The sequence below is a fragment of the Aquamicrobium segne genome (assembly GCF_042656785.1).
GTDB lineage: Bacteria > Pseudomonadota > Alphaproteobacteria > Rhizobiales > Rhizobiaceae > Mesorhizobium > Mesorhizobium segne.
The window spans coordinates 89,741-116,290 of the sequence record NZ_JBHSLL010000062.1 but is presented as its reverse complement, the minus strand read 5'-3'; the positions used below and the strand labels follow the sequence as shown (position 1 = coordinate 116,290).

The following is a 26,550-nucleotide window of genomic DNA, read 5'->3' as shown; positions in this document are numbered from 1 at the left end:
AAATTCTCCTCAGACATCTTGCCGAGAAAATTCTACTAATGAAGACCCTTAATTTCAGGGGGGATTACCCGATCAGCTCAAGGATAAAATCGGCCTGCCCGACTTTGACCCCAGCCATATCATCATTGCCGCGGGCAAGCTGTCAGGGGCTGACGACGTCAATGATTGGAAGGAAGGCATTCCGATGCTTGAGCAGTTGAAGCCAAACATCAAGGCCTTCTACCAGTCCGACGCGACTTCGCAGGAATTGATGAAGACCGGCGAGACCCCCGTGCAGGTTCTTCTGTCGATCAATGCCTATCATCAGATGAGCCAGGGTATTCCGATTCAGCTTGTTATTCCTGAAGAAGGTGGTGTCGTGGGCATTGATGCTGTTGGCATCAGCGCGGGCACGAAAATGGAGGATGCCGCCTATGAGTTCGTCAACACGGCGCTTGATCCAAAGGTTCAGGAGGCGCTTTGCGGCATCTACAAATGCTCGCCGATGAGCGCCAAGGCGCATCTCAGTGACGAGATGACCAAGCTTCCCGGTATCTTCACCTCGGATGAGCAACTGGAAGAGCAGATCATTATTGACGATGAGACGCGCGCCAAACTGCTTCCTGAGTGGAAGTCCTGGTTCACCGAGAACATGACACGCTAATCATTGCGATCCAGAATGCCGCCGCTTCGGGGCTCCGGCGCGGCGGCATTTGAGTGTAATAAGGGTCTGGGAAGGATATTTCGGTGAACGATCGTCGAATATGGTGGTGCTTTATAGTGCCGTGCATGCTGGTGGCGCTTGCTGTCGTCATGTCACTTGCTGCTGTTTTTCAGTATAGTGTCCGCGAATTCATCCCCGGGTCTCTTAATACCGGCGGTTTTACGCTGGATAACTATTACAGCATCGGTCGGCCACTCTATTTTCTGGTGATTCTTGACACGCTGATCATCAGTTTCCTGACGGCGCTGTTTTGCCTGCTGCTCAGCTATCCGGTTGCCTATGCGCTGGTTCGCACCAATATTGAATGGCTGCGTACCCTGCTGGTCATTCTGGCGATCACTCCGCTGTTTACCGGCGAAATCGTGCGTACCTATGCCTGGATGCTGGTGCTTGGTACCGAGGGTTTTGTTAATTCCAGCCTGCTGGCGCTGGGTATAGTCAATGCGCCGCTGCAGTTCATGTATACGAAATTCGGTGTCATCGTCGCCCTCGTTCACTATTCGATGCCGGTCATGATTATCCTGCTGGCAACCGCAATCAGCCACGTTAATCGTGATTTTGAAAAGGCGGCGGCCAATCTTGGCGCAGCCCCCCTGGTTGTTTTTGCGCGGGTGACCGTGCCGCTGACCATGCCTGGTATCGTTGCCAGCACGGTGGTCATTGCTGCATGGACGATGAGCGCTTTTGCCACGCCGCAACTGATTGGTGGTGGCAAGGTTCTGATGATCTCCAACCTTGTTTACCTGCAGGGCCTGTCGTCTTTCAACTTCCCGATAGCTGCCGTGCTCAGCGCAGTTGCCTTCGTCGCCGCTTTTGGAAGTCTGGCTCTTATTCAACCCTTCGTCACGCGGCTGGAACGCCGCGTCGCGCAGTCATAGGCAATGGCCATGGGAAAATTTCTGTTCTGGACGCTGGTTACCGTCATCTTAATCTTTTTGACGCTTCCGGCTGTCGTCGTCATCATGAGTTCTGTCAATCCGACAGAGACCCTGGCTTTCCCGCCAAAGGGGTTTTCACTGCACTGGTATGCGCGCGCCTTTTCCTATGACGATTTCCGCACTTCGTTTTATAGCGGCTTGATCGTCACGGTTTTTGCCTCGACGATTGCCTCGGTCGTGGGTGTTGCGGCGGCCTATGTGACGCACCGCTTCCGTTTCCGCGGAAGACGCCTGCTGGAGTTCCTGCTGGCGGCACCCCTTATCATCCCGCGTTTCACCACCGGTTTTGGCTTCCTGCTGGTCGGCGCCGGGATTGGCATCAACAATGGCTACACGATTGTCATCATAACGCATATCGTGCTGGTTCTGCCCTTCGTGACACGCAGTGTTTATGTCAGCCTGGTCAATGTCGATCAGTCGCTGGAGCGCTCGGCCGCCAATCTGGGCGCCTCGCCGGTCAATGTGCTTTTGCGCATTACACTGCCGCTGCTTACGCCGGGTATTGTCGGTGGCTGGATCATTGCTGCGATTCTGTCCTTCACCGAGTTCACCGCCTCGCTCTACGTTACCAGCTATGCAACGCAGACGCTGCCGGTGGCCATGTACACCTATGTTCGTGAATATACCGATCCGACGATTGCGGCGATCTCGGCCCTGTTGATCATCTCCACGACAGTGGGCATGTTCATTGTCGATAAAACACTAGGCTTGAAGCGGGTTCTGGCAATTGAATCACACTAAAGCGCCTTGTGATCTTTCAGGGTCACGAGCTTGCTTTAAGCCTTTGTATTAACCGCAATCTTGCGACCTCAGATGGTGCTATCTGATTGCAAGATGCTCTGGAACGGCTTTGAAGAAGAAGCCGATTTCGAACCTGACAGCTTCGGCGCCTTGCGCCTGGGGAGAAAACATGAACGCGCAACCGACCATCAATTCGGAACACGATGATTTTTCCGTCAAGATCGATAAGGCCGCCAAGAATTACGGGGAAGTGGTGGCCGTCAAGCAGGTGTCGCTGCCGATACGGCGTGGCGAATTCCTGACCCTGCTTGGCCCGAGCGGATGTGGCAAGACCACACTGCTCAACATGATCGCCGGGTTTGAAGCCCCGACTGCGGGAACCATCAGCATCAATGGGCGCGATGTCACCAATGTGCCGCCGCATTTGCGTGACATCGGCATGGTGTTCCAGAACTATGCCCTGTTTCCCCATATGAGCGTGTTCGACAATGTTGCCTTCGGCTTGCGGATGCGCAAGGTCGAGAAGCAGAAGATTGCGCGTGATGTGGAAGCTGCGCTCGATATGGTCAAATTGTCGGGTATGGGCGATCGCCGGGTCAAACAATTGTCTGGCGGCCAGCAGCAGCGCGTTGCATTGGCGCGTGCTATCGTCTTTGAGCCAAGTGTGCTTCTGCTTGATGAGCCCTTGTCGGCGCTCGACAAGAATCTGCGCACGCAGATGCAGTTTGAACTCAAGGAACTGCACCAGAAGATCGGCCTGACAACGGTTTTCGTGACCCATGACCAGGGCGAAGCGCTGAGCATGTCCGATCGTATCGTGGTCATGAGCAAGGGCGAGATCCAGCAGATTTCACCGCCGCTTGAACTCTATAGCCGCCCGGTCAACAGCTTTGTCGCCTCATTTATTGGCGAGATCAACCAGCTTCCGGTTGCGCGCGTCAAGCGCAATGGTGCCGCCACCGCCTTTGCGTTCAAGGATGGACAGGTTCTCGATGCCGGTGCGGACGGTCGCGTTTTCCCCGACGCCGAGACCGAGGTCAGCATTTTTGTGCGGCCCGAAAGCATCACGATTGCCGATACAGACGGGCCTGCCAACAATGTCGTTGGGGGCACGGTCGTGTCGCATATCTATCAAGGAACGCATACGGTAACCCGTGTTGAAACAGCAGCGTTCGGCCAACTCGACATGCGTGTGGGCGGCGGCCAGATTATCGACCAGAAGCCAGCCGGGTCGGCGATCAATATCCACATTTCGCTTGAAAACGCGGTTATCCTGAAGGCTGGGGCCTCTTCCAAAATCTAAAGCGTGTCGCGATCTTTCAGATTCACGCGACACGCTTTAAGTTATTGTTTTTACGCATGTCTTTACCCCGAAACTGGTTCCCAGTTCGGGAGACAGGCTTTAATTTGGGCTGACAGGTCTTTTATAGCTTGAACAATGGCCAGCTATCGCAAGATAGCTGGCCATTGTTCATTTTGTTTTTACGCATGATCTTGTCCGAAAAGTCTGCAACTTTTCGGGATCAGGCTCTAAATACCCGTATTTTTTGCTGATTGGTCTGGGTTGAGGCCGGAAAAATCCTTGTTCCGATCCATGCGATAGCTCAGGGTCGGGCACTCCATGATTTCAGTTGCTCCCGCCTGAGCCATCACGCCCTTGAGTTCTACTTCAAACATCCTGGCCAGATGCGCCGGGCCTTTTGCCCCCAGTGCGGCGGTTGCAGCAAGGAATGGCCGTCCTGCAAATGTAAAATCGGCTCCGCATACCAGTGCTTTGAGAATATCCAGCCCCGAATGGATGGAGCCGTCCAGCATGATCGCCATGCGCCCCGCCACACGGCGCTTCAAGAGCTGCACCAGATCAATCGCTGCCGGTGCGGCATCGAATTGCCGCCCGCCATGGTTGGATATGATAATCCCGTCAATGTTCAGTTTGAGGGCATGTTCAGCATCGTCGGGATGCTGGATACCTTTAAGGACCAGTGGCCCTTTCCATTTTTGGCGAATACGCTCGATCAGATCCCAGGTGAAGGCCCCTGACATATGCTGGTCAACATAACCGGCAACATCACCAGGCCGACGCCTTCCGTTTACATAAGGAATGAAATTGGCAAAACGCGGTTGCCCGTGGCGCAGCGTGGAAAGTGCCCATTCCGGGGCGCGTGCCACATCATAGACTGTTTTTAAGGTCGGCCGAAAAGGTACGGTCAAGCCATTGCTGAGGTCGCGCAGGCGCTTTTGGCGCATAGGCGTATCCAGGGTGAGCACCAGAGCATGAACACCTGCCTTGATAGCCCGGTCGACCATGTCCAGTGTTACGCGGTAATCGTCTTGCGGCACAGCATAGAGTTGCAGCCACACCACGTTTGGGGCGATGCGGGCGATGGCCTCAATGTCGGTGTTGGAGACCATGGACAGCACGAACGGGATTTTGGATTTTTCTGCCGCTGCGGCCATGGCTTCGTCGGCCTTCGGCCAGACGAGGCCCGACAGGCCCATGGGAGAAATGCCAAGCGGCATCGCATAATCGCAGGAAAATAGCGAGGTGGTCAGGTTTGGCGCGCTTGTATCAAGGCCATAGCGAGGAATGATTTCAATATCATCGAACGCTTGACGGTTGCGTTCGATGCAGATTTCATTGCCGACGCCGCCCTCAAGATAGTCGAAAGCAAACCTTGGAATCCGTTGCTTTGCACGTTTCATCAAGGCTTGAAGGCCGGGATAGCGTCTGAGGAGTGCTGCTTCAGTGCTGGTTGAAGCGCCAGCGCCCCATCCTGAGCCACCTTGCGTCTGATCTTGTTTTGAAACCACCATGTCAACCTCCCCGGACAAGATCAGGCCACCAGTCTTTTCTCGCAGTTGTAACCGGAGATTTTTTTGTAGCCGTCAAACGGAAACTCCCCCTTGAGACTGTGACCAAGGGCGTTGAGCTAGATTTGAGCACTGCGCCAGTTATCATTGCGCCCTGCGCTGTGTATACAATAAATTATTATTTGTCGACATTATTTGGTGAGTGTCCGCACAAGTACGGATAAATCAAAATCTTTATCTCGAAACTGGTTCTCAAGTTTCGGGAAACAGGCTTAATGCCCGAGAACCTTCTCCATGGCATTGGGTTGGTCATGCATGGCGAGCTTGTCCATAATGGTGGCGCTGGCGTCATTAAGGCCGAGAACCTCGACAGTCATGCCTGCCTTGCGCAGTTTCAGCACTGCCGTGTCGATGGCGTTGACGCCCGTCAGGTCCCAGATATGAGCCTTGCTCACATCAATCGTTGCACCATCGAGTTGCTCAGCAAAATTGAAGGCGGCAAGAAATTTATCTGCGGATGCAAAAAAGATCTGGCCTTCGATATGATAATGCCGGTGCCTGCCATCTTCTGACAGGGTGGAGGTAACGCGAAAAATCTGCGCCACTTTCCAGGCAAAGAAAATGCCGGACAAAAGCACACCGACGCCGACGCCAAGCGCCAGATTTTGGGTTGTGACCATGGTGGTCATCGTTGCAAGCATGACGAGGCTGGAGCGTCGGGGATGGTGGGCAAGATCGGCAAGCGACGACCAGCGGAAGGTGCTGACAGACACCATGAGCATGATGGCAACGAGAGCAGGCATCGGGATGAGGCCGACCAGATCGCCCAGCAACATCAGCAAAAACAGCAGGAAACTCCCCGCACTGAGAGTTGAAAGCCGTGTGCGCCCGCCTGACCTGACATTGATCACCGATTGCCCGATCATGGCGCAGCCGCCCATGCCGCCAAACAAGCCGCTGGCGATATTGGCAAGGCCCTGACCGATGCTTTCACGGTGCTTGTTGCTGCTGGTGTCGGTCATCTGGTCAACGATGGATGCGGTCAACAGGCTTTCAAGCAGACCGACGGCGGCGACGGCAATCGAAGTGGGAAAGATGATCCGGAGCGTCTCAAAATTAAGCGGGACATCGGGAAAAAGCAGAACCGGCAGAGCATTTGGCAATTCGCCGAGATCGGCAACGGTGCGAATATCAATGCCCAGCGTGATCGTCAGTCCGGCCAGGACAAGGATGCAGATCAAAGGCGACGGGATCTTGGTGGTCAATCGCGGGAAAAGATAGATGATGGCAAGCCCGGCGGCAATCAGTGCATAGGTTTCCCATGTCACCCCGATCAATTCGGGCAGTTGCGCCATGAAGATGAAAATGGCCAGCGAATTGACAAAGCCTGTCATCACCGAACGGGAAACAAAGCGCATGATCTCGGCGATACGCAGCCAGCCTGCAATAATCTGGATAATACCGGCAAGGATGGTGGCAGCCAGAAGATATTGCAGCCCGTGCTCGCGAACAAGCGTGCCAAACAGCACTGCTGTTGCCGCAGTTGCCGCCGAAATCATCGCGGGCCGCCCCCCGGTAAAGGAAATGACGATGGCGATGACTACTGACGCATAAAGGCCGACGCGCGGATCAACACCGGCGATAATGGAAAACCCGATCGCTTCAGGGATCAGCGCAAGCGCGACAACAATGCCTGAAAGAATATCGGCACGGATATTGGAAAACCAGTTGCGGTGAATTGTTTGAGCAGAAAACATTAGCACATAATTACAGCCTTGCCGGATCACGTTGAACGTATCGGGCAATCAGGCTGAGTTTTGTCTGGAGTGTCCGGCGGATCGGCGGCCGGAAGAGCCACCCGGAGTTTCACCGGGTCCAGGGTGAGTGCAACGGCTTTGCCATATTGGCATGTTTCTGACAAGCGGGGGCAAGGCACAAGTGTCAACGCCCTGTCATACTTATCGGTTAGCCAGCCACGGTAAATGATTGGAGACATCTATGAACAAGCTGGTTACCCTGGCCTTTGCTGGCGCGGTCCTTTCACTCTCGCCGGTCGCCCATGCGCAAACAATTGGCGGGCTTTCCTTTGCCGATACCACACGCCACACCAATGCCATGCAGCCCACCGATGACTATACCATTGTCGGAACACAGGAGTTGATGGAGCTTGCCCCCTTGAATGAGGACGGAACGGTTCGCGCCATCGTGGAAATTCCAACAGGAACCTCGGCCAAGTGGGAAGTCAGCAAGGACAATCCAAAGGCTGTCTATTGGGAATACAAAAATGAGAAGCCGCGAATCGTCAATTATCTCGGCTATCCGGGTAATTACGGCGCAATCCCCGGAACCGCACTGCCGAAAGAACTTGGCGGTGATGGCGATCCTCTTGATGTCATTGTTCTGGGGCAGGCTGTGCCGCGCGGGGAGGTTGTCAGTGTTCGCCTGATCGGTGTTTTGAAAATGCTCGACGATGGCGAACAGGACGACAAGCTCATTGCGGTTCTGACAGCAGATTCCCCGTTTGCTCATATTGAGAGCATGGAACAACTGGATCAGGAATTTCCCGCTGTAAGCGAGATCGTCGGCCTGTGGTTTGCCAATTACAAGGGCCCCGACGGGGGAATGGTTTCACAGGGCTTTGAAGACGCTGTAGTTGCACGTCAGGTCTTTGATGCTGCTGCGGCACAGTTCAAACCCTCCAAATAGGGTCAGGCCGTTTCCCGGGTTGTGCGCTGCGCCAATTGCCACATTGAATACGCACCTTCATGCGCAGCCCGGGCAATGTCTTCAAATAAAAGCGCAATATCGGCATAGACGCTGCGGTCCTGCTCTGCGGGCCCCAACTCATCCAGATCATTCAGGAAATACAGCATCGTCTCGATCTGTTCGCGACGGTCGCGGGCGTTGAGAAAATGCGTGTCTGTAGCGCGACGCTGCTCCAGCGCTGCAAAATGCGTCAATGTTTCCTGAAGCTGCGTTTCACACATGCACTCTAATTGTGCCTGCCTGAGCATATCCGCCAATCGGGCAACAATGGCTGCGCTATGCGTAGCCGTTTCTTCTGCGGTGTTGCCAGTATGGTGCAGATCAGTGTGGTGCGGATCGGTATGGCGGTTGACCAGTTCCAGAAATTCCGACATGGGCGCGCCTCATAAGAGCTGTTGTAAAATATGCATTATAAATACCTGTTTTGGGCGGCTTGCAAGATGCAGGTCATGCAGCCTTTCCATGTGCCCGCGGTGAGGTTGCCAGATAGGCATCAAAAGCAGCAGCAGCGACGCGCACCAGAAAACGATGATCAGCGCGCACGCTGACCGTGCCATTTGAAAGTTCAACGACCCCTTCACCAGCCAGTGTGGCAAGCGCGGGGTTGCCTTCCAGAAGCAGCGCCGGATCAAGGCCAAAGGGGGCCAGAACCGCCGGGACATCGACTGAGAAATCGCACATCAGCCGCTCGATAACGGCAGCGCGCGCCTGATCTTCCACCGTCATCCGATAGCCCTTGGCGGTCGCCAGCCGACCGGAGGAAACGGCCTCGGCATAACGGCCAAGCGCCACTTCATTTTGTACATAGCCTTGTGCGGTCTGGCCAATGGCCGAGGCGCCAAAGCCGATCAGTGTTTGGCAATTATCGGTTGTGTAGCCCTGAAAATTACGCCGTAGTTTTCCAGCACTTTGTGCTGCCGCCAGATCGTCTTCAGGCAGCGCGAAATGATCAAGGCCGATCTGACGATAGCCTGCATCAATCAAAGTTTGTGCAATGGCCTGCGCCTGTTGGCTGCGGGCAGAACTATCGGGCAGGGCTGCCTCATCAATCATGCGCTGGTGCTTCTTGAAGGACGGCACATGGGCATAGCCAAACACGGCAAAGCGGTCGGGGCGCATGGCGGCTGCTGCCCTGGCCGTTTCCACACAAGAGGTAATGGTCTGATATGGCAGGCCATAGATCAGGTCGAAATTGATCTTCTCAACCCCGCTTGCGCGCAAATTCCTGACCGCATCAAAGGTCTGTTCCTCACTCTGGATGCGGTTGACAGCCTTTTGCACGACGGGATCAAAGCTTTGCACACCCAGACTGGCGCGGTTGATGCCTGCCTGCCCGAGCGCCTCCGCCATGGCAGAGGTCAAGGTACGCGGATCAATCTCGACCGCCAGTTCACTGTCGGGCCGAAAGTCAAAACGCTGACGCAGCAGATCAACCAGCGCGATAAAATCCTGCGGCTCGACAATGGTTGGTGTGCCGCCCCCGAAATGGACTTTTTCGACAGGCAGCCCTTGCGTTGCCCTAGTGGCAACCGTCTCGATCTCGGCGCGTAAAATCGCCAGATAGTCGATGATGGGCTGGTCTCTTATCGTGATGGTGGTGTGGCAGCCGCAATACCAGCACATGGCCCGGCAAAAGGGGATGTGGAGATAAAGTGAAACCGGCTCATCCGCTGGCAGATTTGCCAGCCAGTCGGCATAGGTTTCCTCATTGACGGCAGGCGAAAAATGCGGGGCGGTGGGGTAGCTTGTATAGCGCGGCAGGCGGGCTTCGCCGTATTTTTGCAGCAGAGACGGTTCCATAAGCACTTTCTCCATGGATCACTGGTCTGTTGCCTTTTGCATGGACGGCTTCCCGTCAGGCATCTTATAATTATGCATTTCTAATGCATATTAAGGTGCCGGATGCAAGATTGGCGAACGCGATAATGTGTCTCTAGCTCCGTTGCCCAGGCGCTTCTATGATATAGAACAAACTGTTTTGATGTCTGGTCGCGGAAATTTGAAAGAAAAGCGACATACTTTAACTTGCAATTTTTTCAGAGTCTGGTCCGGGATAGGCGCAAGCGGCTATCGTCGTCTTGTCCAACTCGCGGATAAAGGCTTCGCGGGCGGCAGCCAGTTGCGGTCTCAGGCGGCAGCGAGGGGTAAGCAGGCAAGCTCCCCCATCGGCCCGAAAGCATTCCACCATGTCATAGCGGCTTTCCAGATGACGCACGACTTCACCCAGCGTCATCTCCTCAGCAGGGCGGGCCAGACGGATGCCACCACCTGCACCGCGCTGGGTGATGACAAAGCCACCGCGTGACAGATCCAGCACGACTTTGGTCAGGTGGTTGTAGGGAATCTGGAATTCTTGCGCGATGCCTGCGGTGGTCAGCGGCTCATCGGGAGTGTCGGCAAGCCGCATCAGAACACGCAAGCCATAATCGGTGAAGGCAGAAAGTCGCATAAGTTCCCCTTAATTGGCATTTACAATGTAAATTAACAAGATTATGAATAGGTATCTTAAATACCTATTTTAAGGATGCCTGTCCATTTTGGGCTGCACTCCTTGGAAATTTGTATCTGGGAAAATCTGTATCTGGCGATGTGGGGGCATCGCCTTTCGATTACCAGGCAACTTCCATAAGGGAAGGGGAGGCAAAATTGTCTGCACAACGCATGTTCCGGTTAGCGGTCGCTATTGTGGCCAGCGGCGCAAGTCTGGCGCTGTCATGGCCCTATTGGCGTGATTTTGAATATTGGCCCGAATCGCAATCCATGTGGCTGGCTTATTTTATCGTGGGCTTCGTGCTTGCCGTTTATGTTTTCTATGCGTTTCTCGACAGTTTGCGCACATTGTTTGAGCATGATGCGCTGGAACGGGAACAGCAACCGGCAGACTGTGGCTGCGCCACCACAGATGGCAAGGAGGGCGTGTCATGAGCTGCAAGCCCGGACAACCATGCCATGAGGGGATCAAGCGTCGCCGCGCCCTGGCGGTCCTTGGTCTGATGGCGCTTATTTTTGTGGCCCTGTCGGCGGTCTCCTTCCTCGATTCACGCGGGCAGGCCGTGCCGTCCAATATCACCTATGCGGGTGTTGATGCTGTTGCGGGCAAGCGTGTGTTTCAGGCTTATAATTGCATGGGCTGCCACACGATTGTTGGCAATGGCGCCTATTTTGGGCCTGACCTGACAAAACTTTATGCCGATGCCGGACCTGCCTGGCTTGAGGCCTTCCTGCCTTCAGCCGGCGCCTGGCCGACACAAGCGGCGGTGCGGCTTAAATTGCAGGACAAGGCAATCGCCGAAGAATCCGGCGTTGAGACGATTGAAGCCTATCTGGAAAAATACCCGGCTGCCGCAGAGCGCATTGCAAGGCGTGGCGGCAAGCCCACCCATATGCCGAACCTGCCCTTCAGCCGCAGCGATGTGCAGGAACTGGTGGCCTTCATGAAATATACGGCCGCCATGAATACGGAAGGCTGGCCGCCTGTACCCAAGGTTGACGGGCTGACGTTTGCTGTTGCAACGCCCATGCCGGTTACCACTCAGCCGATTGCCTTTTCACCGGCAGAAGAAACCAGTCAGGCAATGGCTGCGCCAAAATCGGCCATTGCCCATGGTGCGGAACTGGTTGAAGAAAATGGTTGTACTGCCTGTCATGCTGCAACGAGCGAAAAGCTCGTCGGTCCCGGCTGGGAGGGGCTTTATGGCTCAACCGTCAGCCTTGCCGATGGCTCGACCGTGGTCGCCGATGACGCCTATCTGACCGAGAAAATTCTGGAGCCGGATACAAGGCTGGTCGCAGGCTATGAAGAAGGCATCATGCCCTCCTTTGCCGAAATCCTCGATGCAGACCAGATCGCCGATGTCGTTGCCTATATCCGCAGCCTTGGGAGGAACTGATCATGTCCAGGATCGAATATCAGACACAGCGCCTTGCCTTGCGCTTCTTCATGGTCATGCTGGTGCTGTTTGCTTTTCAGACCTCGCTTGGTCTGCTGCTTTCCGCCCAGCATATTGACCCCTCGCTGCTGGCGGGAACGCTGAATTTCAATGTTGTTCGTACCCAGCATCTCAATCTGGCGATCTTCTGGATCTTGTGTGGCTTCATCGGCACGATCTTGTTTGTCGGGCCGCTCTTGTCAAAACGCGAACTGGCCGCACCCTGGCTAATCAAGCTCTTGTTTTACGCGCTTTTAGCCATTGTGGTGTGGAATCTGGGCACCCAGATGCTGGCGCAGCAAGGCGTTGCCGGCTGGTGGATGGGTCAGCCCATGTTGCAGGAGGGGCTTGAATATCTGGAAGCCGGGCGCATTGCCGATGTGGTCATTCTGGTCGGTTTTGCCATCCTTTGCTATGTGGTGTTGCGCACCTTTCCGCCCCTCTCGCAATGGAATGAAATCCACTGGGCGCTTGGCCTTGGCGTGGTGGCGCTGACACTGGTGTGGATCTTCGGCATGTTCTTTATCGAACGTCTCGACCTGCAGGAGTATTTCCGCTGGTATGTCGTCCATTACTGGGTCGAGGGCGTGTGGGAAGTCATCCACATTGCGCTGGTCGGCTTCCTGCTGGTGCTGTTGTTCAAGGCCAATGTCAAATCGGTCGGTTACGCCGTGTTCTGGGGTGTCTCGCTGGTCTGGCTGTCGGGCCTGATCGGCAATGCGCACCATTATTTCTGGATCGGCACACCTGAATTCTGGCAGTTCTGGGGCTCGTTGTTCAGCGCATTGGAGCCGCTGCCGCTGATCTTCTGCTTCTGGCATATCTATCTCGATGCCCATCAGGACAACAAGCCGATCCCCAATATGCCGGCCTTTGCCTTCCTGCTGGGTTCGGTGGTGCTGGAACAGGTCGGGGCCGGTATCCTTGGCTTTACCATGACTTTTGCGCTGACCAATGTGTGGTCGCATGGCACCTGGGTGACGGCCAGCCACGCCCATCTGGCGCTGTTTGGCACTTTTGGAATGCTCGGTCTGGCGGCAGCCTATTATGCCGTGCCGGTGATGCGCGGGGCAGCCAATTTTGACCAGCGCCCGGGCAGGCTGGCCTTCTGGCTGGTGTTTACCGGAATGCTGGGGCTTGGTTTTGCCTTTGCCATTGGCGGCACGATCCAGGTTTTTGTCTATCGCACGCTCGGGCTGGACTGGTTTGGCGGCGATGTCTCGCCTGCCATGATGTTCACCAAGGCGATGGTGCCGCTATTTGGGCTGGTCTTTGCCGCAGGCGTGGCACTGATTGTCTATGACCTGATCACGCTTGGCCTGCGCGAGCCTTCAACCAGCACTGATTCTGTACAGGCAACAGAGCCTGCCGGATGGGGCAAGCGCCTGAGCGGCTGGGAGGCAGGCATCTGGCTGCTTTTCATGTGGGTTTTCGGAGCCGTCATCACGCTTGGCCTGCTCTCCTTCAATCTGAGCACGGTGCAGGAAGGCAATGCGCTGATCCCTTATATCATGGGCGGTGTCGGCTATCCGGGCCTGCTTCTGGTGACGCTGTTGTTTGTCTGGCGCTTCCTCAGTTCACTGGAAGCGCGCAACAAGGTGAGTTTACTGCCTGCAACAGCACCCACCCCTTCCCCGGCCTGATCGGGTCGAGGCGATAATCAAGGTTGTCCTTTTCATCCCTCGAAAGGGCGACCCTTGGAAGCATCGGAGCCAAGGCTCCGATGCTTTTTTTAAACCTTTATTGGTTTGCGATTTTTATGTCAGCCTGTTCTCAACATCTGTAAAAGGACGCAGACAGGTTGATGCCGGGATAGGCGCGGCATGTTTCTCATAAAACCAATAATCCTGCCATCTTGAAAGTCAGGCTCCGATCGCCACATTGGAACCATGCTGTATAAGCGCGCAAGCAAAGCGGGCTGATGCTTTGACAATACATTTTTTGGGATGGAACAATGACCGGCAATAATCAGTTCGGCGCAGGCAGCCAATATACAACCACGGTTCAGTTTGGAAATGAGGGCCATGGCCAGCCCAGTTCTACCTTGCCGGGCGACCTTATCAAGGACACCACAACGGCAAGCTTTCCCGCCGATGTGATTCAAGAATCACGCAAGCAGCCTGTTCTGGTTGATTTCTGGGCGCCCTGGTGCGGACCTTGCCGTCAGCTTGGCCCGGTTCTGGAAAAGGTGGTTCAGGCAGCCGGTGGTCAGGTCAAGCTGGTCAAGATGAATATTGACGACCATCCGGCAATTGCCGGTCAGCTTGGCATTCAGTCCATTCCCGCTGTCCTTGCCTTTAAGGATGGGCAGCCGGTCGATGGGTTCATGGGCGCCGTGCCGGAAAGCCAGATCAGTGAATTTATTGCTCGTCTGGGGGGCAAGGCTCCGGGCGAAGGGGCTTTGGAAGAAGTGCTGGCGACAGCAGCCGAAGCGCTCGCACAAGGCGATATGCAAAAAGCGGCCGATATTTATGGCGCTGTTTTGCAGCAGGACCCGACCTCGACCGTTGCAGCGGCCGGGCTTGCCAATATTTTGTTTGAGGCTGGCGCATATGAGGATGCGCAGACCATTTTGGATGGGCTGCCGCAAGACAGGCAGGCCGCCCCCGAAATTGCTGCTGTGCGCACCAGATTGTTATTGGCGGCCCAGGCTGCCGAGCTTGGCGATGCGGCCGGGCTGGAGCAACGTCTTGCAGAAAATCCAGCGGATCATCAAGCGCGGTTTGATCTGGCCATGATTCAGAATGCGAAGGGTGAGAAAACACAGGCGGCTGATAATTTGATGGCAATCATCAAGGCCGATCGAGACTGGAATGAGGATGGCGCGCGTACCCAGTTGCTGCAATTTTTTGAAGCGTGGGGCATGAGCGATCCTGCGACATTGGCAGCGCGGCGCAAGCTGTCGTCTGTGCTCTTTTCCTGAACGGAGGCTGGAGAAACAGAATATGCAGGCAGGAAACGCGCATTATCGACGCGAAGCGGATTTGCCGCACTCTATCCCTGTGCTTGTGCTGGAGGGTGCCTTGTTGCTGCCTTCCAGCCGCCTGCCGCTTAATATTTTTGAACCACGCTATTTACAGATGGTCGACCATGTCATGGCCTCGCACCGGCTGATCGGCCTGATCCAGCCCAGCCTCGACGGAGCGCTGCGCGAGGATGGCCAGCCGCAATTGTGTGAAGTCGGCTGCTTTGGCCGCATCACATCGCTGACCGAGACCGGCGATGGCCGTTATCTGATCGCCTTGCAGGGCGTATGCCGCTTCCGGCTGGTGGAGGAGCTTCATGTCAAAACACCCTTCCGGCAGGTAAGTGTCACTCCCTTTCTTGTCGATCTGGAAGAAGAAACAGCCTCTGTCAGCATTGATCGGGACGCCTTGCTGAAAGTGTTTCACGCCTATTTGCAGGCCAATGATCTGCAGGCCGACTGGGAGGGGGTCAACCGTGCCAGCGATGCCATGCTGGTCAACGCGCTGGCGATGATGGCGCCTTATGGTGCGGCTGAAAAACAGGCGCTGTTAGAGGCAGCGGATCTGCATACGCGCGCCGAAACGCTGATTGCCATTACTGAAATGGCGCTGGCGCGTGATGATGATAATTTCAGTTCCAGCTTGCAGTAGCGGCAGGAAAAGAGAGCGTTGAAAATGGCGGACACGCGAAAAAATGAACCGCAAGTGGATGTCAAATTTCTGGAACTGCTGGCCTGTCCGCTCACCAAAGGTCCGCTGAGCTGGGATGGCGAGCGTAGCGAGCTGGTTTCACAACTGGCAAAGCTGGCTTATCCGGTCAGGGGTGGTATTCCCATCATGTTGCCTTCGCAAGCACGCAGGCTGACGGAAGACTGACAGCTATTTTCCTGCCTGTAACAAAATTTGCTCCGCTACTGACAAAAGCCTATATGCGCGGGAACGAAGGACGAAGCATGGCCCGCATCTATAAAACCCGTACCTGGCATGGCGAATTTTCTCCCTCGCTGGGGGAGCTGGAAGTTCTGGCATTGGAAGCCTATGCGCATCTGCCGGACGAATTTCGCAAGCTGACCGGCGAGATCATCATTCAGATCAGCGATTTTCCAACAGACGAGATCATGGATGATCTGGCGCTGGAAACGCCTTTTGATCTGCTGGGCCTGTTTGAAGGACGCGGAATTGCCGAGCGCTGGAACCCGGCCACGGGCGAGGGGCCGAATCGTGTCACTCTTTATCGCCGCGCCATTCTTGATTATTGGGCCGAGAATGAAGAAACGCTCAGCGACATCATCACCCATGTGCTGATCCATGAAATCGGCCATCATTTCGGCCTTTCCGATGATGATATGGAAGAGATCGAGGACAGGGCAGAGTAAAAGAGTGTTTTTTACCAGTCACTGAGCCTGGTTTTGCCAGCCACATATTCTTCGCCCTCGACATCCTTGATCACGGCCTGTCCGCAGCGCATGACTTTTTCTCCCCTGTCATAGGCATAGGTGGGCGAGCCGTGAAGCTGCCAGCCCTTGTTCAAGGCTGCTGTGACCTTGTGGCAGAATGTGGCGTCATCAATGGCGGTCAAAAAACGATAAAGGCGCATGGGTTCATCCTGTAAGAAGGTGGATTTTATTTTCTATTCACAGCGGTGGCTTTCGCCAGACATTTTTTGGCCTGCGCCAGATGCAGACGCTCCACCATGCGCCCATTCAGAGCCACAACGCCTTTCTTTTGATTTTCTGATCGTGCAAAAATATCGACAATGGCGCGCGCTTCAACAAGCGCTTCAGCCGAAGGTGCAAAGGCGATATTGGCGGCCTCGATCTGGGCCGGATGGATCAAGGATTTGCCGTCAAAGCCCATATTGGCCGCTTGCCTGCACTCGCGGGCAAAGCCTTCGACATCGTAAAAATCATTATAGACGCCATCGATGAGATCCAGCCCGCCCGCCCGTGCCGCCAATACCATCTGCATCAGCCATGGCAGAAAATAACGCCGGTCATCGGCCAGCGTAACGCCGGTTTCCTTGGCCAGATCATTTGTGCCAGCCACAAAACAGGTTAACCGTGAGGCCGGATCACAGCCAAGCTCGGCAATTGTGGCGCTGTTCAACAGGCCCTTGGGGGTCTCGATCATCGCCCAAAGGGCAATTTTCATGTCTTTGTCAGCCCTGTCCAGCAGCTTGCCTGCTTCCAGAATATCGTGAGGCGTCTTCACCTTGGGCAGCAAGATGGCATCGGGTTTGCAGGAAATAGCGGCGGCAAGATCATCCGCGCCCCATGTGCCGGACAGCGCATTGATGCGCACCGCCATTTCCACATGTTGCGGGCGGGCAGAAAAAATCGTAGCAAGTTTTTGCCGGGCTGCGGCCTTTTCAGACGGTGCAACGGAATCCTCAAGGTCAATGACGATGACATCGCAGGACAAGCGCCCGATTTTGGACAACGCCCTGTCATTGGCGGCAGGTGTATAGAGCACCGAGCGGCGGGGGCGGATTTGTGATTGGGTCATATCGTCTTTTTGCCTGTCTGAATTGACACTTGCAAGGGCTTGCGGGCAACGCTTCAAAGCGGCATTGATTGAGCGATAAAAAAATTCAGGAAAGCATCATGGCGAAATATGACATCGTCATTATCGGCGGCGCAATCATGGGGGCTTCGCTTGCCTATTTTCTGCGCAAGGAAGGTTTTTCCGGCTCGCTTGCCGTGATCGAGCGTGATCCACAATTCACGCATTCTGCCACAACCTTGTCAGCAGCCTCGATCCGCCAGCAGTTTTCCATTGCGGAAAATATCCGGTTGTCACGTTTCACGCTGGGCCTGTTTCACCAGTTGAAGCAAGAATTTGGTGAGGAGGCCGATATCGGCTTTCATGAAGGTGGCTATCTGATCCTTGCCTCGGAAGAAGGGCTGCCGATCTTGCAGGCCAATCATGCTGTGCAAATGGCCGAGGGCGCCAACATTGTGCTGGAAGATGCAGAAAGGCTGGCAAAGCGGTTTTCCTGGCTGTCGACGGAAGGAATTGCAGGCGGGGCCTATGGTGTCAGCGGTGAAGGCTGGTTTGATGCCCATGCCTATCTGCATCTGTTTCGCAAGGCGCTGCGCAGCATGAAGGTTGATCTTGTTACCGCTTCGGTTGCCGCCATTGAGCGACAGGGCAATCATATTGCATCGGTCACACTGGATAATGGCGAAAGACTGGAAGCGGGACTGGTGGTGAATGCTGCGGGTCCCAATGCGGGAAATGTCGCAGCCCTTGCCGGGATTGAACTGCCGGTTGAGCCGCGCAAGCGCAATGTTTTCGTGTTTGAAGCGCGTGAGCGCTACACCGATATGCCGCTGCTTGTTGATCCAACCGGCATTTATGTGCGCCCTGAAGGCTCGGTCTATATTACCGGCGGAGCGGAAAATGAGGAGGGTGAACAGGCTGCTCAATCAGATGATTTCGAGCCTGACTGGGATCTGTTTGAAAATGAGATCTGGCCGGTGCTGGCCACACGCATTCCAGCCTTTGAGGCCATCAAGATGACGCGGGCCTGGGTTGGGCATTATGACTACAACGCCTTCGATCAGAATGCGATTGTCGGCCCTCATCCGCAGGTGTCGAATTTTATATTTGCCAATGGTTTTTCCGGTCATGGCTTGCAGCAGGCTCCAGCCGTGGGCAAGGCGCTGGCTGAACTGATTGTGCATGGCCATTATCGCACGCTGGATTGTTCGGTATTTTCCTATCAGCGGCTTGCGGACGGACGGCCTTTCCGCGAACTCAATGTGATCTGATCATTCCTCGTGGAGGATGAATTCAAGATAGAGATTGCGTTGCAAAATCAACTGATTGTCGTCTGACATGATGGAAATCATGGTGGCGCCATCCGCACGCCGCCACACATCGAGTGCTTCCATATTGTCGATCTGATAGGTCATGTCAGCCTGAAACAGCACTGGACCGTCAACCAGCGCACCTTTGACCATGTCACTTCCGGTCACGCGCCGCAGCCGCATGCGAAGCCCACGGTTCAGCGTATAGCTGCGTTCCAGCAGCAGCAGGTCACCATTATCCAGAAAGGCGCCATCGGTAACGTCGAACCCGTTAGAACGGCGGACGGTGAAAATACCTTTTTGTGGCCCGTCGAGGATGGCTGCAAAAATATTGCCCAAAGGGTCGAGGCTTTTTTCGGTGACCACCACAAGTGCCCCCTCAAGCGGGCTTGTGGGCGGTGCAAAGGCAAGCGTTTCAAAGCTCCTGTTGGAACGCAATTCATGGGAGGGAATGATAAAATCAATATTTTTACCAAGCTGTTTGGACATGCCTTGCGGGTCGATGCGGAAACGGCTGATGCGGTGTTGAGCCTCAAAGCCAACGACAGCCTCCTTGCCCCTTATGGCAAGGCTTTCAGCATCAAAATCCTTATTTCTTTTTATTTTTTTGCCGGCTGTGCTGGCCATGGGCTGCAAACGCACCTGCTCAAGCCCGGCAGGTTTTCCCGTCGCATCACGGGCAATGGTGGCAAACAGCCAATGGCCGGTGTCGGCAACAGCAAGAAACTCACGGCCCGGTGACAGAAACCGCATGGCGGAAATGCCGCCAAAGTCTCGGGTCGTGCTGGTCATGTCCAGCCCGCCGACAAACTCCAACGGCCCAAAGCGTGTTGTTTTGCGGCCGATATGGAAATTTACAATCGGGCGTGAAGAAACGCTGATGGGCTGGACGGGCGCCGGTTGCGTAAAAGCCGGCGCGCAAAAGAGGATGCCCAGCATCAGCAGAAACAAGCGCAGGCCGCTTTTGAATGGGCAGTTAGAAAGCATTTTTAAAATATGGCGGGCATCAGAGCATTTTGTGAGTACAGATGGAATCATCTGACGTCGCATAAATGCGGTTAAAATAAGAGCTTAGAGCATTTCATCACGTTTTTCGTGAAAACACGAAATGCTCTAGGATGCCCGTCGTGTTCCGGAACCGCGACCGTTTTCTTCTTCAAACAGCGAGGCAAGCTGTTCGGTCATGGCCCCGGCCAGTTCTTCAGCATCAACGATGGTAACGGCGCGGCGATAATAGCGCGTCACATCATGGCCAATGCCGATAGCCAGCAATTCAACTGGCGAGCGTGTCTCGATCAACTCGATGACTCCGCGCAAATGCCGCTCCAGATAATTGCCCGGATTGACCGATAAGGTGGAATCATCAACCGGCGCGCCGTCGGAGATCATCATCAGGATCTTGCGCTGTTCGGGCCGGGCCATTAGCCGCTGATGCGCCCACAACAGGGCTTCGCCGTCGATATTTTCCTTGAGCAGCCCTTCACGCATCATCAGGCCGAGATTGCGGCGGGCCCGCCGCCAGGGGGCATCGGCTGATTTATAGATGATATGGCGCAAATCATTGAGACGGCCCGGAGCGACCGGCTTGTTATCTTTCAGCCATTTTTCCCGTGCCTGCCCACCCTTCCATGCACGGGTGGTGAAGCCCAGAATTTCCACGGAAACGCCACAGCGTTCCAGCGTGCGAGCCAGAATGTCGGCGCAGGTTGCCGCAACCGTGATCGGACGTCCACGCATGGAGCCCGAATTGTCGAGCACCAGGGTCACCACCGTGTCGCGGAATTTTGTGTCGCGCTCCTGCTTGAAAGACAGCGGCTGCATGGGGTCGATAACCACGCGCACAAGGCGGGCGGGGTCAAGATAGCCCTCTTCAAGGTCAAAGTCCCATGAGCGGTTCTGCTGCGCCATCAAGCGGCGCTGCAGGCGGTTGGCCAAACGGCCAACGACACCTTGCAAATTGGCAAGCTGCTTGTCGAGGAAGGCGCGCAGGCGGTCCAGCTCTTCTTCTTCGCACAACTCTTCGGCGCCAACGGTTTCGTCGAACTGGCTCGTATAGACCTTGTAGTCCATTTCCTTTGCCAGATTGGTGAACGGGTTGTCGCCGTGTCGCGCCTCACCGGATGCTTCAGAATCAACATCGGCATCATCGGACATGTCTTCCGACATGGCGTCGTCGGCATCGGCCTGAGCCTGTGACTCGTCATCCTCGGAAGCTGAACTTTCCTCGGCCTGTGCGTCTTCCGAGCCGGAATCCTGTTCTTCGCCGCCCTCTTCGGCATCCTCGCCGCCTTGCGGCTCTTCGTCCTGATCGTCTGCGGTTTCTTGCGTTTCTTCGTTGTCGTCGAGTGCTTCCGCCATATTCATGGAGGCCAGCATATCACGCACGACGCGGCTGAAAGCCTGTTGGTCCTGCAGCTTGTCGTCCAGTCCGTTGAGGTCGGCACCGGCTTTTTCTTCAATCCAGCCGCGCCACAGATCAACCAGTTTCTCGGCATTTTTGGGAATTTTCTGGCCGGTCAGCCGCTCGCGCACCAAAAGAGCCACGGCCTCTTCAAGCGGGGCCTCCTCACGGTCCTGAACATCGGCCAGATTGGCCCTGGCGTATTTATCCTCCAGCATGGCGTTGAGATTGCCGGCAACGCCTGCCATGGCGCGTGCGCCAATTGCCTCGACGCGGGTCTGTTCAACCGCGTCATAGATCGCACGGGCCTGCTTGCCTTCCGGGGCCAGCCTAGTGTGGATGCCCGTGTCATGACAGGCGCGGCGCAGCGCCATGGAATCACCAATGCCGCGTGTTATGGCGATATCGGCAGAAGTCGCCTTCTTGGGCAGGTCGGGCAGGCGTGCCCGGTTGCCAGCCATGGCGGGCTTGTCTCTGGTGAATGTGACTTCCATCTCCTTGTCATTGGAGATGGCGCGGACAGCCACTGTTACGGCGCGCTTGAAACCATCCGTTTCAGCGCCTGCCTTTGGTCTGTTTCGTGTGTTGTCGCCGGGGCCCGCCATTCTTAGCCTAAAACAACGTTGGCCGCGCTTTCGGGCAGATCTTCGCCAAAGACGCGCTGATAAAACTCAGCCACCACCGCCCGTTCCAGCTCATCGCATTTGTTGAGGAAGGTCAGGCGGAAGGCCATGCCCACATCTTCAAAAATTTCGGCATTTTCAGCCCAGGTGATGACGGTGCGCGGGCTCATGACGGTGGACAGGTCGCCATTGATGAAGGCCGAGCGCGTCATGTCGGCGACGCGCACCATCTTATTGATGATCTCACGGCCTTTCTCGTCGCGGTAATGTTTGGCCTTGGCGGCGACAATGTTGACTTCATTGTCATGCGGCAGATAGTTCAAGGTGGTCACGATCGACCAGCGGTCCATCTGTGCCTGGTTGATCTGTTGCGTACCATGATAAAGGCCGGTCGTATCACCCAGGCCAACCGTATTGGCGGTGGCAAACAGGCGAAAAGCCGGATGCGGGCGGATGACGCGGCTCTGGTCCAGAAGGGTCAGGCGGCCTGAAGATTCCAGCACGCGCTGAATGACAAACATCACGTCAGGGCGTCCGGCATCATATTCATCAAAGCACAGCGCCACATTGCGCTGATAGGCCCAGGGCAGAATACCGTCGCGGAATTCCGTGACCTGCTTGCCTTCCTGCAACACGATGGCGTCCTTGCCGACCAGATCGATACGGCTGACATGGCTGTCGAGATTGACGCGCACACAAGGCCAGTTGAGGCGGGCAGCGACCTGCTCGATATGAGTTGACTTGCCGGTGCCGTGATAGCCTGAAACCATCACCCGGCGATTATAGGCAAAACCTGCCAGAATCGCCAATGTGGTGTTCCGGTCGAAAAGATAGTCGGGATCGATTTCCGGGACATGTTCGCTTGTCTGGGAATAGGCTGGCACGATCATTTTCGATTCAAAACCGAAAGTGTCTTTCACCGGAACAGTTGTGTCGGGAAGGTTAGCGATGTCTCGATCCATCTTGTTCATGATGCTTCAAACGTCTCCGCGGGAAAAACTGTCTTTTGCCGGTTGTGCTGTTCTGTCTGGGCGGTCTTAAAGCCTTTTGCACCCATATGAAAGTTGGAAAAACATTCTGGCCTTATCACTTGTCAGCACAGGCCCGCCTGCCTGAGCATCCGATAGGCCTGCAAGACATCGCGAAAGCGGTCTTCCGAGGCCCTGTCGCCGCCATTGGCATCAGGATGATGGCGCTTGATCAGAAGCGTATAGCGCGCCTTGATTTCTTCCGCACTTGCTTCTGCGCTCAGCCCCAGTGTTTCCAGCGCCTTGATCTCCAGCGGGCGCGCCTTGCGGTGGCGCTGCGGTTTTGCATTGGGATCATCGGCATTGAGGACGTTGAACGGGTCGCGTATGCGGTTGTAATAACCGGCACGGCCTGAGCGCATCTGGGCATAATCAGGTGCTGAATGGGCTGATTTGTTGACACCCATTTTCCAGGTTGGCCGGTGGCCGGTCAGCGCTTCCTTCTGGAAGCGTGCAACATCGGAATCGGGCACGCCGGAAAAATAATTGAAGCCCTTATTATATTCGCGCACATGGTTGAAACAGAAACGGAAATATTCACCCTCGCGCATGCGCCCGACCGGCGCACGATGGGTGCCCGGCTCCTGGCAGCCATCCCACTGGCACGACGGTGCTTCAGATTTTTTGTCCGCAGCCTTGTCGCGGCGAATACGGATCTTGTCGAAATATTTAGGATACGGTTTCATCTGACCGTTCTATGGCCCCTTCGCCGCCAGGATACAAGAATTGACATTTGCACTTTGCCGTGTCCTCAAGGCAGAAACTGGGTTTTGCAGATTCGCGCCCTGTTTCTAACCCGCCATCAGTGGGATCAGACATAATCTTGCGCATTGTGTGACGGCAAGGCCCATATGGTAAGGAGCCGGTTCAATGTCCAGAGTTGAAAGAATCGAAAAGCAACTGACCGGGATTTTTGCGCCCGAAAGGCTGGCTGTAATCGATGAAAGCCATCTTCATGCCGGTCACCAGCCCGGTTTTGATGGCTCTGGTGCAACGCATATCAGGGTGCGCATCGTGTCGTCCGCCTTTACGGGCAAGAGCCGGGTTGAGCGCCACCGGGCTGTCAATGCGGCATTGGCGGCAGAGGTCGAAGACGGCCTGCATGCGCTGGCTCTGGAAACCGCCGCCCCCGGCGAGACGGTGCGCTGGTAGGTTATGAAATTTTTCAAAACACTTTATGTGCTGGCCTTTTGCCGTAGGGGCGTCTGAAGCAGGGTGGCATCTTCGGCGGGTCTGATTCTTAAGCGTGCAATACGATTCTTGTCGCGTTTCATGACGACAAAACGCTTGCCGTGGAAGGTAAAAGCCTGTTTTTCTTCCGGGATCGATTGCGCTTCATGAATGACGAGGCCGGCAATCGTTGTTGCCTCCTCATCGGGCAGATCCCAGTCCAGTGCACGGTTGAGGTCGCGGATTGGCACGGTTCCATCAACCACCACTGAACCATTCGCCTCCTTCTTGACCCCGGCAAGGTCGATGTCACTTTCATCGGCAATCTCACCAACAATTTCCTCGATGATGTCGCCCAGCGTGACCAGACCTTCGACCTCGCCATATTCATCCACCACAATGGCAAAATGCGCCTTGCGCTTAAGAAAAGCGTTGAGTTGTTCCTGCAAAGTGGTGGTGTCAGGCACAAACCATGGCTTTTCAGCATATTTCATCGGCTCGACACGCAAAAGATCATTGCCAGCATCATCCAGCGCACGCAGCACATCCTTGGCGTGAAGAACGCCGACAATATTGTCGAGCGAGCCGCGCCAGAGCGGCATGCGGGTGTTCTGGCTTTGCAGAATTTCACGCACGATGATTTCGGGTGGGCTGTCGGCATTGATCGAGCGCATATTGGTGCGATGCACCATCACATCAGAGACTTCCAGTTCGTCCAGTTCAAAACGCTCGCCAAGCCATTTCCTATCCGATCGGGGCCGATCAGAACGGGGGCGGTCGGCATGGGAGCCGTTGCTGCGCAGCATTTCTTTTTCATCATCCTGTCTGATGCGCACATAGCCCATGGCCCGCGCCAGCCTGTCGCGCAGCAGGAAGGTGACAGCCATTGCGGCTGCCAGCGTCAGGACAATAATGATCCAGCCGCTCTGGCTCATCCGGGATGGTTCTCCTTCAGGAAGGCCAGCACTTGCGATGGGGGCACATCACGGGCAACAAAAGACTGGCCCACACCTTGAGTCAGGATGAAGGTCAAGGCTCCGCGGCTGACCTTCTTGTCCTGTGTGATAAAGGCCAGCAGCGCATCCGCATCGGGTAATTTTCCCGGTATATCGGCCATGCGCCACGGCAGGCCAACTGCCTTCAAATGCGCTTCAACGCGCTCGGCATCATCGGGGCTGGCAAGGTTCATGCGTACTGAAAAGCGGTGTGCCAGCGCCATGCCGATTGCCACGCCCTCACCATGGACAAGGCGGGCGCCATCATAGGCAACGGCTGCTTCCAGCGCATGGCCGAATGTATGGCCAAGATTAAGCAGCGCCCTGTCGCTGGTCTCGAATTCGTCACGCGCCACCACGTCGGCCTTGGCGCGGCAGGATTGGGCAATCGCCTCAATGCGGGCAGCACCGCCCGAAAACACCTCCTGCCAGTTCTTTTCCAGCCAGGCAAAAAAATCCGGTTGGTCGATCAGCCCATATTTGGCGATTTCCGCATATCCGGCGCGAAACTCACGTGCGGGCAATGTATCCAGCACAGCCGTATCGGCCAGAACCAGCTTTGGCTGATGAAAGACGCCGATCAGGTTTTTACCGCGTGCACTGTTGATGCCGGTCTTGCCGCCGACGGAAGAATCGACCTGTGCCAGCAGTGATGTTGGCATCTGGATAAGGCTCATGCCACGGCGCACAATACCGGCGGCAAAGCCTGCCAGATCGCCAATCACCCCGCCACCAAGCGCGATAACGGCGTCCCCCCGCTCCAGCCTGGCGGCTAAAATGGCATCGACAACTTCTTGCAGGGCGGCAAAGCTCTTGGTCTTTTCACCGGCCGGTAAAATAACGACTGAAGAGGCGATACCGGCAGCTTCGAACCCTGCTTTCAAGGCCTCCAGATGAAAGGGCGCCACATTTTCATCGGTAATGATGGCGGTGCGGATACCGGGCAGGCGGCTGCTGATTTCAGCGCCAGCGCGCGCAATCAGGCCCGGACCGATCAGGATGTCATAGGCGCGTTCTCCAAGTCCGACCGCAACCGTTACGTCTTTGCCCATTTAATCCACCTTGCCTGAAGATTTCAGATGATGTGTGATGGCCTCGATCACCTCGGAAGAAATCACCTCCTTGGTTTCATCACGTGTCGCCACTGTGATGTCGGCCTGTGCATAGACCGGATAGCGCTCGTCGATCAGCCGGCTCAGAACACCGCGCGGATCAGGATCGCGCAGCAAAGGCCGGTTCTGTTTTTTCGACACCCGCTCCATCAAAAGATCAAGATCGGCCTTGAGCCATACCGACACGCCATGCGCGGCAATGGCTGCGCGTGTTTCTTCATTCATATAGGCTCCGCCGCCGGTTGAAAGAATTTTCGGGCCGGTTTCAAGAATACGGGCAATGACACGCTGTTCCAGCGCCCGGAACTCCGGCTCGCCATAGGCGGCGAAAAGTTCGGGTATGCTCATGCGCGACACGCCTTCGATTTCATGGTCGCTGTCGATAAAGGGCAGGCCAAGGGCGCTGGCGACCTTGCGGCCAATGGCTGTCTTGCCGGCCCCCATCAGGCCGACAAAGACGATCGAGCGCTGACCCAGTTTCTGGAGGAGGTCGGCGTGGTTGGTCCGGTTTGCGGATGCCTGCTGTGCGTTCATCGTGGCGTTCCACATGAAAAG

General features: G+C 55.5%; 28 protein-coding genes, 1 pseudogene and 1 other annotated feature. Of the genes and pseudogenes, 15 read left to right on the top strand and 14 right to left on the bottom strand.

Features of this window, described 5'->3' with window-relative positions; genetic code table 11:
• Positions 1-85: 85 nt before the first annotated feature.
• The 4 genes and pseudogenes from ACFPLB_RS17300 to ACFPLB_RS17285 form a co-directional block, all read left to right on the top strand.
• Positions 86-643: pseudogene (locus ACFPLB_RS17300) on the top strand (ABC transporter substrate-binding protein); the annotation flags it as partial.
• Positions 644-726: 83 nt separating this feature from the next.
• Positions 727-1,581, top strand: a complete 855-nt coding sequence (locus ACFPLB_RS17295) for an ABC transporter permease (RefSeq protein WP_378231994.1) — start codon at positions 727-729, stop codon at positions 1,579-1,581.
• A 9-nt stretch (positions 1,582-1,590) separates the two neighbouring features.
• Positions 1,591-2,382, top strand: coding sequence for an ABC transporter permease (locus ACFPLB_RS17290; RefSeq protein WP_378231992.1), 792 nt, complete (start codon positions 1,591-1,593; stop codon positions 2,380-2,382).
• Between the two features lie 169 nt (positions 2,383-2,551).
• Positions 2,552-3,685: an ABC transporter ATP-binding protein gene (locus ACFPLB_RS17285; protein ID WP_378231990.1), complete on the top strand. Its 1,134-nt coding sequence runs from the start codon at positions 2,552-2,554 to the stop codon at positions 3,683-3,685.
• 227 nt (positions 3,686-3,912) lie between these two features.
• Here ACFPLB_RS17285 and ACFPLB_RS17280 read toward each other — a convergent pair whose 3' ends face one another.
• Positions 3,913-5,196 (bottom strand): alpha-hydroxy acid oxidase, encoded by a 1,284-nt coding sequence (locus tag ACFPLB_RS17280; protein WP_378231988.1) that lies wholly within the window; start codon positions 5,194-5,196, stop codon positions 3,913-3,915.
• Between the two features lie 269 nt (positions 5,197-5,465).
• The gene (locus ACFPLB_RS17275) at positions 5,466-6,950 is read right to left on the bottom strand and encodes a SulP family inorganic anion transporter (protein ID WP_378231986.1); all 1,485 of its coding nucleotides are present in this window, start codon (positions 6,948-6,950) and stop codon (positions 5,466-5,468) included.
• A gap of 67 nt (positions 6,951-7,017) precedes the next feature.
• Positions 7,018-7,073 (bottom strand) — a sequence feature (sul1 is cis-regulatory element that is thought to sense ions involved in sulfur or methionine metabolism; They are found in Alphaproteobacteria).
• A 118-nt stretch (positions 7,074-7,191) separates the two neighbouring features.
• On the opposite strand from ACFPLB_RS17275, the gene ACFPLB_RS17270 reads away from it, so the two are divergent.
• Positions 7,192-7,899 (top strand): inorganic diphosphatase, encoded by a 708-nt coding sequence (locus tag ACFPLB_RS17270; RefSeq protein WP_378231984.1) that lies wholly within the window; start codon positions 7,192-7,194, stop codon positions 7,897-7,899.
• A gap of 2 nt (positions 7,900-7,901) precedes the next feature.
• Here the strand turns inward: ACFPLB_RS17270 and ACFPLB_RS17265 are convergent, their stop codons facing one another.
• The 3 genes from ACFPLB_RS17265 to ACFPLB_RS17255 form a co-directional block, all read right to left on the bottom strand.
• Positions 7,902-8,333 carry a hypothetical protein gene (locus tag ACFPLB_RS17265; protein ID WP_378231982.1) on the bottom strand — a complete coding sequence of 144 codons (432 nt, stop codon included), beginning with the start codon at positions 8,331-8,333 and terminating at the stop codon, positions 7,902-7,904.
• Positions 8,334-8,406: 73 nt separating this feature from the next.
• On the bottom strand, positions 8,407-9,759 hold the full coding sequence (hemN, locus tag ACFPLB_RS17260; protein ID WP_378231980.1) for an oxygen-independent coproporphyrinogen III oxidase: 1,353 nt from the start codon (positions 9,757-9,759) through the stop codon (positions 8,407-8,409).
• A gap of 220 nt (positions 9,760-9,979) precedes the next feature.
• Entirely contained in the window at positions 9,980-10,408 is a 429-nt protein-coding gene (locus ACFPLB_RS17255) for an RrF2 family transcriptional regulator (RefSeq protein ID WP_378231978.1), read from the bottom strand.
• A 197-nt stretch (positions 10,409-10,605) separates the two neighbouring features.
• Between ACFPLB_RS17255 and ACFPLB_RS17250 the strand changes: the two genes are divergently transcribed.
• From ACFPLB_RS17250 to ACFPLB_RS17220, 7 genes are all read left to right on the top strand, one after another.
• Positions 10,606-10,884 (top strand): hypothetical protein, encoded by a 279-nt coding sequence (locus ACFPLB_RS17250; RefSeq protein WP_378231977.1) that lies wholly within the window; start codon positions 10,606-10,608, stop codon positions 10,882-10,884.
• Positions 10,881-11,849 (top strand): c-type cytochrome, encoded by a 969-nt coding sequence (locus tag ACFPLB_RS17245; protein ID WP_378231975.1) that lies wholly within the window; start codon positions 10,881-10,883, stop codon positions 11,847-11,849. Before ACFPLB_RS17250 ends, ACFPLB_RS17245 begins: the two co-directional genes overlap by 4 nt.
• A 2-nt stretch (positions 11,850-11,851) precedes the next feature.
• Positions 11,852-13,531: a cbb3-type cytochrome c oxidase subunit I gene (locus tag ACFPLB_RS17240; RefSeq protein WP_378231973.1), complete on the top strand. Its 1,680-nt coding sequence runs from the start codon at positions 11,852-11,854 to the stop codon at positions 13,529-13,531.
• Between the two features lie 311 nt (positions 13,532-13,842).
• Positions 13,843-14,811, top strand: a complete 969-nt coding sequence (gene trxA, locus ACFPLB_RS17235) for a thioredoxin (RefSeq protein ID WP_378231971.1) — start codon at positions 13,843-13,845, stop codon at positions 14,809-14,811.
• A gap of 22 nt (positions 14,812-14,833) precedes the next feature.
• Positions 14,834-15,505: an LON peptidase substrate-binding domain-containing protein gene (locus tag ACFPLB_RS17230; RefSeq protein ID WP_378231969.1), complete on the top strand. Its 672-nt coding sequence runs from the start codon at positions 14,834-14,836 to the stop codon at positions 15,503-15,505.
• Between the two features lie 24 nt (positions 15,506-15,529).
• Complete coding sequence (locus ACFPLB_RS17225) at positions 15,530-15,730, top strand: Trm112 family protein (protein WP_378231967.1); 201 nt, start codon at positions 15,530-15,532, stop codon at positions 15,728-15,730.
• Between the two features lie 77 nt (positions 15,731-15,807).
• Positions 15,808-16,230, top strand: a complete 423-nt coding sequence (locus tag ACFPLB_RS17220; RefSeq protein ID WP_378231965.1) for a metallopeptidase family protein — start codon at positions 15,808-15,810, stop codon at positions 16,228-16,230.
• Between the two features lie 11 nt (positions 16,231-16,241).
• Here ACFPLB_RS17220 and ACFPLB_RS17215 read toward each other — a convergent pair whose 3' ends face one another.
• Positions 16,242-16,451 (bottom strand): DUF1737 domain-containing protein, encoded by a 210-nt coding sequence (locus ACFPLB_RS17215; RefSeq protein ID WP_378231964.1) that lies wholly within the window; start codon positions 16,449-16,451, stop codon positions 16,242-16,244.
• A 26-nt stretch (positions 16,452-16,477) separates the two neighbouring features.
• Positions 16,478-17,359 (bottom strand): HpcH/HpaI aldolase/citrate lyase family protein, encoded by an 882-nt coding sequence (locus ACFPLB_RS17210; protein ID WP_378231962.1) that lies wholly within the window; start codon positions 17,357-17,359, stop codon positions 16,478-16,480.
• A 98-nt stretch (positions 17,360-17,457) separates the two neighbouring features.
• Here ACFPLB_RS17210 and ACFPLB_RS17205 point away from each other — a divergent pair, with 98 nt between their 5' ends.
• On the top strand, positions 17,458-18,627 hold the full coding sequence (locus ACFPLB_RS17205) for an NAD(P)/FAD-dependent oxidoreductase (RefSeq protein ID WP_378231959.1): 1,170 nt from the start codon (positions 17,458-17,460) through the stop codon (positions 18,625-18,627).
• Here the strand turns inward: ACFPLB_RS17205 and ACFPLB_RS17200 are convergent, their stop codons facing one another.
• The gene (locus ACFPLB_RS17200) at positions 18,628-19,458 is read right to left on the bottom strand and encodes an esterase-like activity of phytase family protein (RefSeq protein WP_378231957.1); all 831 of its coding nucleotides are present in this window, start codon (positions 19,456-19,458) and stop codon (positions 18,628-18,630) included.
• Here ACFPLB_RS17200 and ACFPLB_RS17195 point away from each other — a divergent pair.
• Positions 19,457-19,708: a hypothetical protein gene (locus ACFPLB_RS17195; RefSeq protein ID WP_378231955.1), complete on the top strand. Its 252-nt coding sequence runs from the start codon at positions 19,457-19,459 to the stop codon at positions 19,706-19,708. The genes ACFPLB_RS17200 and ACFPLB_RS17195 overlap by 2 nt on opposite strands.
• 71 nt (positions 19,709-19,779) lie before the next feature.
• Here the strand turns inward: ACFPLB_RS17195 and cobT are convergent, their stop codons facing one another.
• The 3 genes from cobT to ACFPLB_RS17180 all read right to left on the bottom strand — a co-directional run bounded on the left by cobT (position 19,780) and on the right by ACFPLB_RS17180 (position 23,404).
• A complete protein-coding gene (gene cobT / locus ACFPLB_RS17190; RefSeq protein WP_378231953.1) occupies positions 19,780-21,672 on the bottom strand; it encodes a cobaltochelatase subunit CobT in 1,893 nt (630 codons plus the stop codon).
• A gap of 2 nt (positions 21,673-21,674) precedes the next feature.
• Positions 21,675-22,661 (bottom strand): cobaltochelatase subunit CobS, encoded by a 987-nt coding sequence (gene cobS / locus ACFPLB_RS17185; RefSeq protein ID WP_378231951.1) that lies wholly within the window; start codon positions 22,659-22,661, stop codon positions 21,675-21,677.
• Between the two features lie 122 nt (positions 22,662-22,783).
• Positions 22,784-23,404, bottom strand: a complete 621-nt coding sequence (locus ACFPLB_RS17180; RefSeq protein WP_378231949.1) for a J domain-containing protein — start codon at positions 23,402-23,404, stop codon at positions 22,784-22,786.
• A 184-nt stretch (positions 23,405-23,588) separates the two neighbouring features.
• On the opposite strand from ACFPLB_RS17180, the gene ACFPLB_RS17175 reads away from it, so the two are divergent.
• Complete coding sequence (locus ACFPLB_RS17175) at positions 23,589-23,870, top strand: BolA family protein (RefSeq protein WP_378231947.1); 282 nt, start codon at positions 23,589-23,591, stop codon at positions 23,868-23,870.
• Positions 23,871-23,893: 23 nt separating this feature from the next.
• Here the strand turns inward: ACFPLB_RS17175 and ACFPLB_RS17170 are convergent, their stop codons facing one another.
• The 3 genes from ACFPLB_RS17170 to ACFPLB_RS17160 are packed head-to-tail and all read right to left on the bottom strand — an operon-like array spanning position 23,894 to position 26,529.
• Positions 23,894-24,823: a transporter associated domain-containing protein gene (locus tag ACFPLB_RS17170; RefSeq protein WP_378231945.1), complete on the bottom strand. Its 930-nt coding sequence runs from the start codon at positions 24,821-24,823 to the stop codon at positions 23,894-23,896.
• The gene (gene aroB / locus ACFPLB_RS17165; RefSeq protein ID WP_378231943.1) at positions 24,820-25,935 is read right to left on the bottom strand and encodes a 3-dehydroquinate synthase; all 1,116 of its coding nucleotides are present in this window, start codon (positions 25,933-25,935) and stop codon (positions 24,820-24,822) included. Before aroB ends, ACFPLB_RS17170 begins: the two co-directional genes overlap by 4 nt.
• Entirely contained in the window at positions 25,936-26,529 is a 594-nt protein-coding gene (locus ACFPLB_RS17160; protein ID WP_378231940.1) for a shikimate kinase, read from the bottom strand.
• Between the last annotated feature and the right edge of the window lie 21 nt (positions 26,530-26,550).

Coding starts and splice junctions, on each gene's coding strand:
- ACFPLB_RS17175 (WP_378231947.1), top strand. CDS start 23,589: ATGTCCAGAGTTGAAAGAATCGAAAAGCAACTGACCGGGATTTTTGCG.
- ACFPLB_RS17285 (WP_378231990.1), top strand. CDS start 2,552: ATGAACGCGCAACCGACCATCAATTCGGAACACGATGATTTTTCCGTC.
- ACFPLB_RS17245 (WP_378231975.1), top strand. CDS start 10,881: ATGAGCTGCAAGCCCGGACAACCATGCCATGAGGGGATCAAGCGTCGC.
- ACFPLB_RS17255 (WP_378231978.1), bottom strand. CDS start 10,408: ATGCGACTTTCTGCCTTCACCGATTATGGCTTGCGTGTTCTGATGCGG.
- ACFPLB_RS17215 (WP_378231964.1), bottom strand. CDS start 16,451: ATGCGCCTTTATCGTTTTTTGACCGCCATTGATGACGCCACATTCTGC.
- ACFPLB_RS17230 (WP_378231969.1), top strand. CDS start 14,834: ATGCAGGCAGGAAACGCGCATTATCGACGCGAAGCGGATTTGCCGCAC.
- ACFPLB_RS17225 (WP_378231967.1), top strand. CDS start 15,530: ATGGCGGACACGCGAAAAAATGAACCGCAAGTGGATGTCAAATTTCTG.
- hemN (WP_378231980.1), bottom strand. CDS start 9,759: ATGGAACCGTCTCTGCTGCAAAAATACGGCGAAGCCCGCCTGCCGCGC.
- ACFPLB_RS17210 (WP_378231962.1), bottom strand. CDS start 17,359: ATGACCCAATCACAAATCCGCCCCCGCCGCTCGGTGCTCTATACACCT.
- ACFPLB_RS17220 (WP_378231965.1), top strand. CDS start 15,808: ATGGCCCGCATCTATAAAACCCGTACCTGGCATGGCGAATTTTCTCCC.
- ACFPLB_RS17290 (WP_378231992.1), top strand. CDS start 1,591: ATGGGAAAATTTCTGTTCTGGACGCTGGTTACCGTCATCTTAATCTTT.
- ACFPLB_RS17180 (WP_378231949.1), bottom strand. CDS start 23,404: ATGAAACCGTATCCTAAATATTTCGACAAGATCCGTATTCGCCGCGAC.
- ACFPLB_RS17200 (WP_378231957.1), bottom strand. CDS start 19,458: ATGACCAGCACGACCCGAGACTTTGGCGGCATTTCCGCCATGCGGTTT.
- trxA (WP_378231971.1), top strand. CDS start 13,843: ATGACCGGCAATAATCAGTTCGGCGCAGGCAGCCAATATACAACCACG.
- ACFPLB_RS17270 (WP_378231984.1), top strand. CDS start 7,192: ATGAACAAGCTGGTTACCCTGGCCTTTGCTGGCGCGGTCCTTTCACTC.
- ACFPLB_RS17275 (WP_378231986.1), bottom strand. CDS start 6,950: ATGTTTTCTGCTCAAACAATTCACCGCAACTGGTTTTCCAATATCCGT.
- ACFPLB_RS17160 (WP_378231940.1), bottom strand. CDS start 26,529: ATGAACGCACAGCAGGCATCCGCAAACCGGACCAACCACGCCGACCTC.
- ACFPLB_RS17170 (WP_378231945.1), bottom strand. CDS start 24,823: ATGAGCCAGAGCGGCTGGATCATTATTGTCCTGACGCTGGCAGCCGCA.
- ACFPLB_RS17240 (WP_378231973.1), top strand. CDS start 11,852: ATGTCCAGGATCGAATATCAGACACAGCGCCTTGCCTTGCGCTTCTTC.
- ACFPLB_RS17280 (WP_378231988.1), bottom strand. CDS start 5,196: ATGGTGGTTTCAAAACAAGATCAGACGCAAGGTGGCTCAGGATGGGGC.
- cobT (WP_378231953.1), bottom strand. CDS start 21,672: ATGGCGGGCCCCGGCGACAACACACGAAACAGACCAAAGGCAGGCGCT.
- ACFPLB_RS17195 (WP_378231955.1), top strand. CDS start 19,457: ATGTCCAGCCCGCCGACAAACTCCAACGGCCCAAAGCGTGTTGTTTTG.
- ACFPLB_RS17265 (WP_378231982.1), bottom strand. CDS start 8,333: ATGTCGGAATTTCTGGAACTGGTCAACCGCCATACCGATCCGCACCAC.
- cobS (WP_378231951.1), bottom strand. CDS start 22,661: ATGAACAAGATGGATCGAGACATCGCTAACCTTCCCGACACAACTGTT.
- aroB (WP_378231943.1), bottom strand. CDS start 25,935: ATGGGCAAAGACGTAACGGTTGCGGTCGGACTTGGAGAACGCGCCTAT.
- ACFPLB_RS17205 (WP_378231959.1), top strand. CDS start 17,458: ATGGCGAAATATGACATCGTCATTATCGGCGGCGCAATCATGGGGGCT.